Here is an 11,749-nt window from a genome sequence, read left to right on the forward strand (position 1 = left end):
GCAAGGTTTTAACAGCACTTGGGAAGGCAGGACATGAAGTATAATAAATTTCTTCTAAAGAATTATTCCACATTTTTTTCCCTTGTTCTTCAGTCAACCCAAATGGCTCATGTATTTCAACTCTTTTGAGATTGTGAAAAATTTCAATCGGAATACTTTGATTCAACCTTCGATTGTATATATTAAAGGCATGCTCTCGTAGATTTATTAATGTATCGTCTATATCAAAGCCAAATCTCATTACTTAATTCCCTCTTTTGTATAACTTGGATAGCCAATAAATTTAAAATCTTTACCAATTTTTATGATAGATGTGTCTAATAGCTCCACCGCATCTCCCATCTTTTCCATTCCTGTCCCTTCCAGGAAGGTAGGTGCATCCTTACCACCGATTAATTTTGGGGCAAAGTATAGTATTACTTTATCAATACATTTATTTTCTAGGAAAGATGCATTAATCGTCCCTCCGCCTTCTATTAATACAGAAGAAACTAGGTTCTCTCCTAGTACTTGCACAACTTCTTTTGGATCTACTTTTTCCACTCCATTTGTAACAAAAACTTTCAATCCTAATGACGTTAAGGTTTTTTCCTTTTCTTTATCATAATTCTTACTTGTAAAAATCCAGGTCTCAGCAAGGTTATCGGTAACCACTTTTGATTCTAATGGGATTTTTAACGTAGTATCAAGAATGACACGAATTGGATTTCTTCCGTTTGGTATTCTCGTTGTCAATTCTGGGTTATCTTTTATCACTGTATTGACACCTACGAGAATGGCCATATTTTCATTTCTTAAGTGGTGAACATCATGTCTGGATTCTTCCGAAGTAATCCATTTACTATGGGAAGTGTAAGTGGCAATTTTTCCATCTAAGGTAATCCCTGATTTTAATGTGACAAATGGCCTTTTCTCCACAATAAATTTATTAAAAACTTCATTCATCTTCTGGGATTCCTCTTGATGAACTCCAATGATTACTTCTATTCCGGCATCTTTTAGAATCTTAACCCCATTGCCTGAAACAACAGGATTCGGATCAAGTGTCGCAATAACAACTTTTTTTATTCCAGCCTCAACGATGGCGACAGCACAAGGGCCTGTCCTGCCATGATGAGAACATGGTTCTAATGTAACATAGATGGTCCCACCCTTTGCTGCTTCACCAGCCATTCGTAGAGCGTGAATTTCAGCATGCGGCTCTCCCGCTTTTAAATGAGCACCGATTCCGACTACTCGGTTATCATTCACAATTACAGACCCGACAAGTGGATTGGGATCTGTTTGTCCTTTCATAGCTTTAGCATTTTTTAGAGCTAAATCCATATAAAATTCATGGTTAGTCATTTGGACAAGTCTCCTTATCTTTTAAATGACCCGAACGTTTTATTTTTGTCTGAAGGTATTTTTCATTATACTCAGATACATCTCCCCATAAAGGCTGTCTGCCTGAGACCTCTAAACCAGCGTTTTTTAAGGCTGCTAATTTTTTCGGGTTGTTTGTCATAAGTGTTACAGGTTTTGATCGTAATGCTTTAAGAACTAAAATAGCATCTCCATAATTTCTGGAATCATCTACAAATCCAAGGCCTTCATTTGCTTCAACAGTGTCATATCCGTTTTCCTGAAGTACATATGCCATTGCCTTGCTAAATAGTCCAATTCCTCTTCCTTCATGGTTAGCCAAATAAAATAATGCTCCCGTACCATGTTCTGAAATCATTTTCATTGATTGTTTTAATTGGAAACCACAATCACATCTTTTGCTCCCGAAAATATCCCCCGTATGGCAAATCGAATGAAATCTTATGATTGCATCATCTGCATATTCAAAATCACCGTATACTAAAACACTGGATTGTTGAAACTCGGCTAGGTTGGCCGAAGATAATTTTTCAATAATTCTTTCAAAATCTTCGGTTACTTCATTGCAATTCAGCCAACAGTACCATTGGAAAACGACTGTTTCACCATATAAATTAACTGGGAGCCTAATCGGACCGACTAAGTAAATTGCTCCTTTTTGTGTTCTAACTAATTTAATTTTGTCTTCTAAAACAGATAGAACATTTGGGCTGAGTGTTTGTTTCATCGTCATTTATCCCCTTTTAAGCATAGTGTTCACTACATCAACCTATACATTCATGAAATGATTTCCTCTCTAAATAAAATTGGGCTATCTTGATAGTACAAGATAGCCTAAAGAAATTACAAATATTTGCGATGCACCCCTTTTCCATCATAGGAGAACAACATTTTTCTTTCTTCAATCATCGATTCGATATGGACAGGCCTGCCCCACAGTTGCTGTATATAAGGAAGAACTTTTTCCAAATATTTAACGTCAAGTTCCACACCTTCATACCAGTGTTTTAAATAAAGTTCACCATTTTTTAAATAATCGCCATCATTGACTGTAATGTATGGGAATCCCCCATTTACACGCATATTAACAAGCTGATCACGAACCTGTTCCCATTGTTTATCGACAATTTTGTAGTCCCTTCCTTGTTTTTGGAAAAGATACATATCTTCTCGCATGACCAAGTCCTTATTCAGATAGTTTCGCAAGAAGGAAATATCAGATTCCACTTCTCGAACTTCAAAGATTTTCTCTCGTCCAGACCCTGGCAGTACTCCTCTTCGTTTCATTTCTTCTGTTGGATTATTGTAGCGCTCTTCAATATCTTCAAAAATCTTTATTCCTAGATAATATGGATTGATACCCGTTTTGGAGGGTTGCACCACTCCGGCATTTAACTTTGCAAATTCGATTGCTTCACCACTTGTTAAATCCATTTCTCTTAATATCCGTTGATGCCAATAAGAAGCCCAGCCTTCATTCATGATTTTTGTTTCCAACTGCGGCCAAAAGTATAGCATTTCCTCCCGCATCATGGTTAAGATATCTCGTTGCCAATCTGTTAACTCTCTACTATAGGTTTCAATAAATAATAATAAATCCTTCTCTGGCTTTGGAGGAAATTTCTTTTTCCTTGGTTGATTCGTTTCCTTCTTATCCTTATCATCTAAATTCCATAGATCATCATAAGGCGTTGCAGAATGAGCTTCGTGGTCATCATCTTCCTCGTCATCCCCAATGGACCAAGATAACTTTGGTCTCATCAATGAGGGATCAATATGCTCATCAATGGCTAATACTGCGTCGAGGAAGGTTTCAACCTCTTTTTTTCCATATTGAATTTCATATTGATGGATTCTTTCTGCCGTGGCAGCCATGCTTTCAACCATATCCCGCTTAGTATTTTGAAAGCGAACATTATTCTTAAAGAAGTCACAGTGTGCTAAAACATGGGCTACAATTAGTTTATTTTGAATAAGGGTATTAGAGTCAAGCAAAAAAGCATAGCAAGGATTTGAATTAATAACTAATTCATAAATTTTACTAAGACCTAAATCATAATGCAGCTTCATTTTGTGAAATTGCTTCCCGAAGCTCCAATGTGAAAATCGGGTTGGCATACCATAGGCCCCAAATGTATAAATGATTTCAGCAGGACAAATTTCATAGCGCATCGGATAAAAATCCAAACCAAACCCGGTTGCGATTTCAGTGATTTCACTGATAGCATATTCCAGTGCATTACGACCTTCCACGTTCATTTGCCATTCCCCCTTTTCCTCTTACCACAATGTATGAAGAAAAAAGGGGAATGATGAAACAAGATAGAAAAAACAATAGGCAAGTATGCTTTAATTTGAGATTTTTTTAGCCTCTTTCGCGAGCTTTAAGCCAACATATCGATTTCGTTTCCATTCGTTATGAAAAATCGATAAGGGTGGATTGGTTTCACCAACATAGCGACTAATTTCGATTGTCAACGCTGGTCTGTGATATGTAGTAATAAACCAGTCGGTGAATCCGCCTCCTATTGCATTTTGCACTGGCATCGCTAATTTATACCCCGTTAATTTCGAGACTTTTTTTGCAATCTGTTTATCCCGTTTCAAGTTTTTTCCGTTTTTATAGTTCCAATAAATTTCTCTTCCCGCTGTATGATAAGCAACAGCGATCGAGGGATTGATTTCACTAATAAATTTTGTTAACGCTTTTACTTCTTTCGACTCAAGAGGGTTCTCCCCTTTATAAAATTTATACCAAGGAAATACAGGTTCTTGATCGAGACGTTCCCAACCGGCAGGATATTGCCTGTTCAGGTCAATTCCCATCCCATTAGCCTTCCATCGCTTAAAGTTAGCGGATCCATCATTCATCTTTACCAAAAGGTTTTGATGATGAGATGGAAAACTTTTAAAATCATTCTGTTGAATGGTAACACCATCAGGATTTAACATCGGTACAAACCAAAGAGAGACATCATTAAATATTTGATGGGACTTGAAACCGAAAAAATTCCTCTCATTATAAGTAGATGCATACGACTCAAGCATTTCCATTAGCAAAAGGCTAGTCATCCATTCCCGGCCATGATGTGAACCAATCAAGACTACATTTTTCTTTCCTTTTCCGAGCTTGATTGCCCAAATATCCCGCCCAAAATGAGATGTCCCGATTGATTTGATGTTTATTTTCTCTTTATATTTTTGGGTTATTTTTGAAAGGTCATCTTCTAACATTTCATAACTATAACGTGTATTGGCATTAACTATTTTGGCGCTTGTCACATTTTCCTGCTGAACGGGAAACAAGATGATGATACAGATAATAATTTTAGCCATATAACCTCCCCTTTGTTCAATCAAAAAAAATATATACAGGTAAATGTTGAAAACAGCGTAACCAGTGGGTGTCCAACATTTTCTGTGAAAGTTCTCCTCAAAATATCATACAATAATCTCAACTCCTAATAAGGAGGAGATAAAACAAATGAATAAAGTGGATTATGATCGAGCGTTATATTATACACATCGTTCCGAGTGGGATAATTTGCTGATTTTAATGGTACGAACAAAAGACCAATTTTTATCGAAACGAATTGAGCAATTCCTGCATGCATACAATTTCGAACGTGATTATGCGGTAATTGAAACGACACTATATAACCTGCTGCGCTACATTGACCATGCGAATGAAACCGTAGATCCTGACCCTAATGAGATACCGATGTTTAGTCTTTCCTAAATTAACAAGTGAATACCATTTAATTTGAGAAACATTAATTACCGGACCAAAGAATTCCACCACCAAAAAACACGGCTTCCTCGAATGGAAGCCGTGTTTTAACATTCAAAATAAACGGTTTTGATTTATGCTATCGGATATTGTTGAGCAAATGGATGTAAAATAATTTCATCAATCATCATATACTTTGGTGCCGAAGCCATGTATACAACTGCGTTCGCTATATCTTCTACCTTGAGCCAATCCTCTTTTTCAGGCAATCCTTGAGTAGACTCTGCAAAATACGTATCAACCATACCTGGATTAACCGTACCTACACGAACTCCATATTCACGAACTTCTTGAGCTACTGAACCAGAAAATCCTTGGACAGCATATTTGGTAGCTGTATATGCCGCACCATTTGGAATGGTATACCGAGCAACGTCTGAAGAAATGTTTATAATCGTACCTGATTTACGATTTTTCATATGTGGTAGGACCGCTTTTGTGGCTAAGAATACACCTTGAACATTTACTTCGAATACTTTTTTCCATTCCTCTAGGGATACTTCTTCCGTTAATTTGAAGAAGCCGACACCTGCATTGTTAACAAGTAAATCTACAGAACCATAAGTATCAATTGTCTTATTCACAACAGCAATCATGTCCTCTTCCTTAGAGACATCCGCTTGGATAGGCAATACATTGGCATAGCCCATATTCTTTAGGTCTTCAGCTGTTTGTGATATTTGTGAGGAACTGCCCACAATCGTTAATTTCATTCCTTGTTCGGCCAGTTTTCGTGCAATTTCCTTGCCAATCCCTCTTGAACTTCCTGTAACAATAGCAATTTGATCTTTTAACATGTTTTTCATCCTTCCATGATGAGGTTCTTGGTTGGTAATGAAGTGGATTAAATTTCCTGAACCATTTTCATTTTATTATCAACTAACGACATAAAATCATTTTCAATTGTTCTTAGTTTAGCTTTGCTTTCTTCTAAACTTTTACTATTGACACCAAAATAGAATTTCACCTTTGGTTCCGTACCAGATGGTCGTAAACAAACCCATGAACCGTCCTCAAATGTATACTTTAAGACATTCGATTTTGGTAAATCAATGGTTTCTTCACCCTTATCCGTTACTCGAGTACTTGTTAAATAATCTTCCGCAGTAAAAACTGCCAATGTTCCTAGGCTTGTAATTGGCTCTCTTCGGAAGGAAGCCAATAACTGTTGAATCGTCTCTGCTCCTTCTTTCCCTTTTAGAGTCAAGGATCGTAAGCCTTCTTGGTAATACCCATACTTTTCAAAGACCTGCATTAATCCTTCATAGAGAGACATGCCTTGCTTCTTATAATAAGCACAAACTTCTGTTGCTAAGAGAGCCGCTTGAACAGCGTCTTTATCACGGGCAAAATCACCAATTAAATATCCGTAGGATTCCTCGTATCCAAATAAAAATGTACGATTACCCGTTGTCTCATACTCATTGATTTTTTCTGCGATAAATTTAAATCCTGTTAACACATCGACTGTTTCTAACTGATTGGCCTCAGCTATTTTCCGACCGATTTCTGAAGTAACGATTGTTTTTAACACCACTCCATTTTCTGGAAGGGTCCCTTTTCCCTTTTTCTGGGTAATAATATAATCAAGTAATAGGGCTCCAGTTTGGTTACCGGTAAGGACTACATATTCACCTTCAGGATTTAATACAGCAATCCCTAAACGGTCTGCATCTGGGTCTGTTCCAATAAGAAGATCTGCGCCAATTCTTTTTCCATCACGAATCGCTAATTCAAAAGCCGCATGTTCTTCAGGGTTAGGACTTTTTACCGTTGAAAATTCTGGATCAGGAAGTTCTTGTTCTTTGACAATCGTTACATTTTCATAACCTAATGCTTCTAGTGCAGCACGTACAGGCTTGTTAGCAGTCCCATGCAGCGGAGTAAAAACGACTTTGAGATCCGTTTCTTCCGCGAGGGTAGGATTCTCAGATATTGTTTTTAATTTCTCTATGTAGGCCTGGTCAATTTCCGCACCAATCGTTTTAATTAGTCCGGCTGCTCTCAATGTTTCTTCACAGTCAACCTCAATCAATAATTCATTTTCAATCTCATTCACCTTCGCAATAACCTGGTCTGCTCCTTCTAGCGGCAGTTGGCCACCATCCGGCCCATACACTTTATAGCCATTATACTCAGGTGGATTATGACTTGCAGTAATCACAATGCCTGAAAAGGCGTTTAAGTATCTTAAAGCAAATGATAATTCAGGAGTAGGTCTTAATTCATCAAAGACATAGGTTTGTATACCCTTTGTGGCTAATGTTTTAGCAGCCTCCAGCGCAAATTCTGGAGATTTATGACGGGAATCATAAGCAATGACAACTCCGCGTTGTTTCGCTTCGCTTCCATGGTTTTCTATGTATGCCGCCAGTCCGGCCGATGCTTTTCGAACAGTATAGAGATTCATGCGGTTAGTACCAACCCCAATTTCTCCACGCATACCGCCAGTACCAAATTCTAAATTTTTATAAAAGGCCTCTTCTAATTGCCTCTCATCCTTTAGTAAATCTTTTAACTGGGTCTGTAATTCAGTATCTAGCTCGTCAAATTCCATCCAACTTTTTGCTGTCGTTTTCCAGTCCATAGGGATTCCCTCCAAATTCTGTCTACTGTATATTGTTTCTAATTTCATCTTGGTTACTCCTTTAAAAATCTCATGAAATTAGCCGCCAATTTTCGTAGAACTAAAATTATTCAGTTCTTTCTCTATATTACCTCAAAAACCACTCCTATTAGTAGAAAAAAAATAAAAGTCTGCAGGAGCAGACTTTTTTTACCTATATTAATAACTCATTATCGGCTTTAGAATAGATACTAAGCATGGAAGTTCTAATACATTTCGCCTCTTCAAAGTGTTCATATTTAAATGGAAACAACAAGCCAAATTCCTTCAATGTCTCAACATTCTTATTAAAGAGTGAGGCATACTGTTCATCTAATTGAGCTGACTCTAAAATCGAGATTAAAGTTTGAATGCAAGTCATAACCTGAAAGGCATCTTTTAATGTATTGAAATCTTCTGAAGTGTGCAGAACTTTTAATCGCTCAAACTGACAAATCTCCTCATCAGTGAAATAGAGCGGAAATATATTGGAATAGATATACCTCACCAGTCCGTTAATTTCCTCTTCTTGACTTGGTGTCGAGGCAAACACAATTTTCACTTGTAACCCACCTTTGCCATCGCTTATTTCTGTCGTATTGTATATGATAAGAATAACATAACTAAGTCAGTATTAACTGTGGTAATTATAACCTGAAGGAGAATTTGATGCTTAACACAACGCGAATGGGAGAATGGTTTCAAATAACAGTTCCTTTAGATTGGAATGGCAAAACCGTGGCTGATATTTTTAGCCATGTCTTTGAAGCCCCTAAAAAATTAACTCACTCTTTTAGAATGGAGAATAAGGTTTTAGTTAATGGGGACCGCGCTAACTGGAATACGCCTCTCATCAAAGGGTCCAAGTTACAATTGAAATTATTTGAGGAAGAAAATATAGAAATTTTCCCAAACTACATAGAAATAGAAATTCTATATGAAGACGAACATATTTTGGTAATTAACAAACCGCCCTTTATGAATACCCATCCAAATGATCCAAAAACAGACCATGAAACACTTGTAAATGCTGTGCAATTTTATCTGCAAGCAAAAGGGGAAAATAGAAATATTCGGCAAATTCACCGCTTAGATCGGGACACATCAGGTGCCATCCTTCTTGCCAAACATGCACTAGCAGGGGCAATAATGGACAATATGCTCGTTAAAAGGAATATTAAGAGAACCTACATTGCTTTAGTTCACGGAATAGTTAAACAAAGACGAGGGACAATTAATAAACCGATTGGGCGGGATCGCCATCATGCAACGATAAGAAGAGTGTCTCCATCAGGACAAGTTGCGCTTACTCATTATACTGTATTAAAGGTAGACATTGAGAAGCAGCAATCCTATGTCAAATGTTGGCTCGATACGGGGAGAACGCATCAAATCAGGGTTCATTTAAGTCATATGGGACATCCTTTAATTGGAGATACATTGTATGGAGGGAGACCGATTGTTAAAAGACAAGCACTTCATGCAGCAAAGCTTGAGTTCCATCATCCTTTTACTCAAGAGAAGATTTTATGTCATGCTCCGTTTTTAGACCAACCTGTTATTTTTAAGGATATTGACATCTATTCCTTATAAGGAAATAAAAAGCCTCCGAGGTTATCGGAGGCTTTTTATCAGTAAAGTTTCTTATTTATCGGTTCTTCTAAAGGAACGCAAAATGAAGCTTACGAGCAAGACCAAAACTGCTGAACCGATGATTGCAGGAATGATCGCAAAATCAGCAACATGTGGCCCCCAATTACCTAAAATGGCAGTACCAAGCCATGCCCCAACAAAACCTGCGATGATATTACCAATAATGCCGCCCGGAATATTTCTTCCAACGATTAGGCCTGCTAACCATCCAATAATCCCACCAATAATTAATGCCCAAATGAAACTCATTCAGTACACTCCTTTTTAGTATTCAATTATTTTGTCTCAGGCAGTATTGGAAAAGTAACGTATTTTCATGCTACCTGTATCTATAAAGTACCCTATTTTCAATTTTATACTCAAAAAAGAAAAAATCTTAACACGTATAACAAAGTACATAAATACATGAATATAGGCAAAAGTAAAAAAGTCCCTATCATAANNATGTTAATTTTTTGTAAACCTCATTGAATTTATCCTTTAAAATAAACTATTCTAAAAATTCTAATGTTAAGTTTTTGTAAATTTATAAAGAATTTGTTTCATTTTTCGACATCTTTCAGATAAAATTATTTGGGTTGGTATACAACACTTGTTCAAATGAAATTGGGGGTATTCACATGGCATTTAAAAAAACTGATAAATTTATGGCATTACTTAGTAATATTTCCGCTAACCTTAAAGAAAGTGGAAATTTCTTCACCGAATACAAATTAAAAAATGTGAGTGATTTAAAAATATTTTCAGAGAAAATGAAGGAACTTGAAACAAAAGGAGATACATACGTTCATGAAGTAATCAAAGAATTGAACGATGCATTCATCACTCCAATCGAACGTGAAGACATTCTTCATCTTGCCATGAGCATGGATGATGTACTGGATGGACTTGAAGGATGTGCAGCATTATTTGAAATGTACTCGATTACGAATGCGGATGACTATATGAAGAAATTTGTGGATGCAATTCAAGCAAGTGTTCACGAAATCGACAAGGCTGTTGAACTGCTTTCTAATAAGAAATTACAACAAATTAGAGAGCATGCAATTAAAATAAAAGATTTTGAATCAAACTGCGATAATATCTTACGTCAGTCGATTAAAAACTTATTTACTGTCGAAAAAGATCCAATCCGTATTATTCAATACAAAGAAATTTACGAAAATCTTGAAGATATTGCAGACTATTGCCAAACTGTCGCAAATACACTTGAAACCATTATCATGAAAAATGCTTAAGGAGCAAACATATGAGCGTTGTATTAATTCTAACGATTTTAATTGTAATTGGTGCCCTTGCATTTGACTTTATTAATGGGTTCCATGATACCGCAAATGCAATAGCTACCTCTGTATCAACCAAGGCTCTTAAACCACGCCAGGCAATCTTGTTGGCAGCGGTAATGAACTTTATTGGTGCATTGACATTTACTGGTGTAGCAAAAACTATTTCTAAAGACATTGTTGATCCATTCTCACTTACTGGCGGTCATACCGGGTCAATTGTTATTTTTGCGGCACTGTTATCAGCGATTTTTTGGAACTTACTCACATGGTATTACGGTATTCCAAGTAGTTCTTCTCATGCAATTATCGGTTCTATTGCGGGTGCGGCAATTGCTGCAAAAGGATTTGAAGTAATAAAAGCTGAAGGTTTTATTAAAATTCTTGAAGCTTTAATTATATCACCAATCTTAGCTTTCACAGTTGGGTATATTGTTTACAGTATTTTTAAAGTGGTTTTCAAGAACTTTAATTTAACCAAAACGAACCGATCCTTTCGTTATATTCAAATTGCTACTGCCGCATTGCAATCCTATTCACATGGAACAAACGATGCTCAAAAATCAATGGGGATTATCACCATGGCTTTGTTAGCTAATGGTTATCTTCATACGGATGAAGTTCCTTTTTGGGTACAACTCTCTTGTGCGATTGCCATGGGACTAGGTACCTCAATCGGTGGATGGAAGATCATTAAAACCGTTGGCGGGAAAATTATGAAGATTCGTCCGATTAATGGTGTTGCCGCAGATTTAACGGGTGCAGCAATCATTTTCGGAGCCACTTATATCCATCTACCAGTCAGTACTACCCACGTCATCTCTTCAGGGATACTAGGGGTTGGTTCTGCACATAGGCTTAAAGGGGTAAAATGGGATACAGCACAACGTATGTTAGTTACATGGGTAATTACACTACCAATTACAGCATTATTAGCTGGTATTATCTACTTCATCCTTAATATCTTCTTTAAATAAGGCTCTTTTCGTAAACTTTGTTGCTTTATAAGTTTAATAAGGGTCATTTATTAAGTTTCTAGGCAATTTTCGCAAA

12 protein-coding genes and 1 pseudogene are annotated in these 11,749 nt (G+C 36.8%); 4 read left to right on the top strand and 9 right to left on the bottom strand.

Going from position 1 to position 11,749, the window contains the following annotated elements; translation table 11 throughout:
• The 5 genes and pseudogenes from V7137_RS15785 to V7137_RS15805 all read right to left on the bottom strand — a co-directional run.
• Positions 1 to 241: pseudogene (locus tag V7137_RS15785) on the bottom strand (5' nucleotidase, NT5C type); the annotation flags it as partial.
• Positions 241 to 1,347 (bottom strand): bifunctional diaminohydroxyphosphoribosylaminopyrimidine deaminase/5-amino-6-(5-phosphoribosylamino)uracil reductase RibD, encoded by a 1,107-nt coding sequence (gene ribD / locus V7137_RS15790; protein ID WP_335698969.1) that lies wholly within the window; start codon positions 1,345 to 1,347, stop codon positions 241 to 243. The gene ribD and the pseudogene V7137_RS15785, both read right to left, overlap by 1 nt.
• Positions 1,340 to 2,098 carry a GTP cyclohydrolase II gene (locus tag V7137_RS15795; RefSeq protein ID WP_335698970.1) on the bottom strand — a complete coding sequence of 253 codons (759 nt, stop codon included), beginning with the start codon at positions 2,096 to 2,098 and terminating at the stop codon, positions 1,340 to 1,342. The genes ribD and V7137_RS15795 overlap by 8 nt, the downstream gene beginning before the upstream one ends.
• A 110-nt stretch (positions 2,099 to 2,208) precedes the next feature.
• A complete protein-coding gene (locus tag V7137_RS15800; protein WP_335698971.1) occupies positions 2,209 to 3,624 on the bottom strand; it encodes a SpoVR family protein in 1,416 nt (471 codons plus the stop codon).
• A gap of 90 nt (positions 3,625 to 3,714) precedes the next feature.
• Positions 3,715 to 4,701: a M14 family zinc carboxypeptidase gene (locus V7137_RS15805; RefSeq protein ID WP_335698972.1), complete on the bottom strand. Its 987-nt coding sequence runs from the start codon at positions 4,699 to 4,701 to the stop codon at positions 3,715 to 3,717.
• Between the two features lie 148 nt (positions 4,702 to 4,849).
• Here V7137_RS15805 and V7137_RS15810 point away from each other — a divergent pair, with 148 nt between their 5' ends.
• Positions 4,850 to 5,104 (top strand): YhdB family protein, encoded by a 255-nt coding sequence (locus V7137_RS15810; RefSeq protein WP_335698973.1) that lies wholly within the window; start codon positions 4,850 to 4,852, stop codon positions 5,102 to 5,104.
• Positions 5,105 to 5,229: 125 nt separating this feature from the next.
• Here the strand turns inward: V7137_RS15810 and V7137_RS15815 are convergent, their stop codons facing one another.
• From V7137_RS15815 to V7137_RS15825, 3 genes are all read right to left on the bottom strand, one after another.
• On the bottom strand, positions 5,230 to 5,952 hold the full coding sequence (locus tag V7137_RS15815) for an SDR family oxidoreductase (protein WP_218350120.1): 723 nt from the start codon (positions 5,950 to 5,952) through the stop codon (positions 5,230 to 5,232).
• Between the two features lie 47 nt (positions 5,953 to 5,999).
• Positions 6,000 to 7,742 carry a phospho-sugar mutase gene (locus V7137_RS15820; protein WP_335699021.1) on the bottom strand — a complete coding sequence of 581 codons (1,743 nt, stop codon included), beginning with the start codon at positions 7,740 to 7,742 and terminating at the stop codon, positions 6,000 to 6,002.
• 193 nt (positions 7,743 to 7,935) lie between these two features.
• On the bottom strand, positions 7,936 to 8,322 hold the full coding sequence (locus V7137_RS15825; RefSeq protein WP_335698974.1) for a YhcU family protein: 387 nt from the start codon (positions 8,320 to 8,322) through the stop codon (positions 7,936 to 7,938).
• 107 nt (positions 8,323 to 8,429) lie between these two features.
• Here V7137_RS15825 and V7137_RS15830 point away from each other — a divergent pair, with 107 nt between their 5' ends.
• Positions 8,430 to 9,353, top strand: a complete 924-nt coding sequence (locus V7137_RS15830) for an RluA family pseudouridine synthase (protein ID WP_335698975.1) — start codon at positions 8,430 to 8,432, stop codon at positions 9,351 to 9,353.
• Between the two features lie 51 nt (positions 9,354 to 9,404).
• Here the strand turns inward: V7137_RS15830 and V7137_RS15835 are convergent, their stop codons facing one another.
• Complete coding sequence (locus V7137_RS15835; RefSeq protein WP_335698976.1) at positions 9,405 to 9,662, bottom strand: GlsB/YeaQ/YmgE family stress response membrane protein; 258 nt, start codon at positions 9,660 to 9,662, stop codon at positions 9,405 to 9,407.
• A gap of 371 nt (positions 9,663 to 10,033) precedes the next feature.
• Here V7137_RS15835 and V7137_RS15840 point away from each other — a divergent pair, with 371 nt between their 5' ends.
• Together V7137_RS15840 and V7137_RS15845 are read left to right on the top strand one after the other, a co-directional pair.
• On the top strand, positions 10,034 to 10,651 hold the full coding sequence (locus tag V7137_RS15840; protein ID WP_218350115.1) for a DUF47 domain-containing protein: 618 nt from the start codon (positions 10,034 to 10,036) through the stop codon (positions 10,649 to 10,651).
• Positions 10,652 to 10,662: 11 nt separating this feature from the next.
• On the top strand, positions 10,663 to 11,673 hold the full coding sequence (locus V7137_RS15845) for an inorganic phosphate transporter (protein ID WP_335698977.1): 1,011 nt from the start codon (positions 10,663 to 10,665) through the stop codon (positions 11,671 to 11,673).
• Positions 11,674 to 11,749 lie beyond the last annotated feature (76 nt).

The organism is Neobacillus drentensis (assembly GCF_036962765.1).
Classification (GTDB): Bacteria; Bacillota; Bacilli; order Bacillales; family Cytobacillaceae; genus Neobacillus; species Neobacillus drentensis_C.

Excerpts from the sequence above, each read along its gene's own strand:
- ribD (WP_335698969.1), bottom strand. The coding sequence starts at position 1,347 with ATGACTAACCATGAATTTTATATGGATTTAGCTCTAAAAAATGCTAAA.
- V7137_RS15795 (WP_335698970.1), bottom strand. The coding sequence starts at position 2,098 with ATGACGATGAAACAAACACTCAGCCCAAATGTTCTATCTGTTTTAGAA.
- V7137_RS15800 (WP_335698971.1), bottom strand. The coding sequence starts at position 3,624 with ATGAACGTGGAAGGTCGTAATGCACTGGAATATGCTATCAGTGAAATC.
- V7137_RS15805 (WP_335698972.1), bottom strand. The coding sequence starts at position 4,701 with ATGGCTAAAATTATTATCTGTATCATCATCTTGTTTCCCGTTCAGCAG.
- V7137_RS15810 (WP_335698973.1), top strand. The coding sequence starts at position 4,850 with ATGAATAAAGTGGATTATGATCGAGCGTTATATTATACACATCGTTCC.
- V7137_RS15815 (WP_218350120.1), bottom strand. The coding sequence starts at position 5,952 with ATGTTAAAAGATCAAATTGCTATTGTTACAGGAAGTTCAAGAGGGATT.
- V7137_RS15820 (WP_335699021.1), bottom strand. The coding sequence starts at position 7,742 with ATGGACTGGAAAACGACAGCAAAAAGTTGGATGGAATTTGACGAGCTA.
- V7137_RS15830 (WP_335698975.1), top strand. The coding sequence starts at position 8,430 with ATGCTTAACACAACGCGAATGGGAGAATGGTTTCAAATAACAGTTCCT.
- V7137_RS15835 (WP_335698976.1), bottom strand. The coding sequence starts at position 9,662 with ATGAGTTTCATTTGGGCATTAATTATTGGTGGGATTATTGGATGGTTA.
- V7137_RS15840 (WP_218350115.1), top strand. The coding sequence starts at position 10,034 with ATGGCATTTAAAAAAACTGATAAATTTATGGCATTACTTAGTAATATT.
- V7137_RS15845 (WP_335698977.1), top strand. The coding sequence starts at position 10,663 with ATGAGCGTTGTATTAATTCTAACGATTTTAATTGTAATTGGTGCCCTT.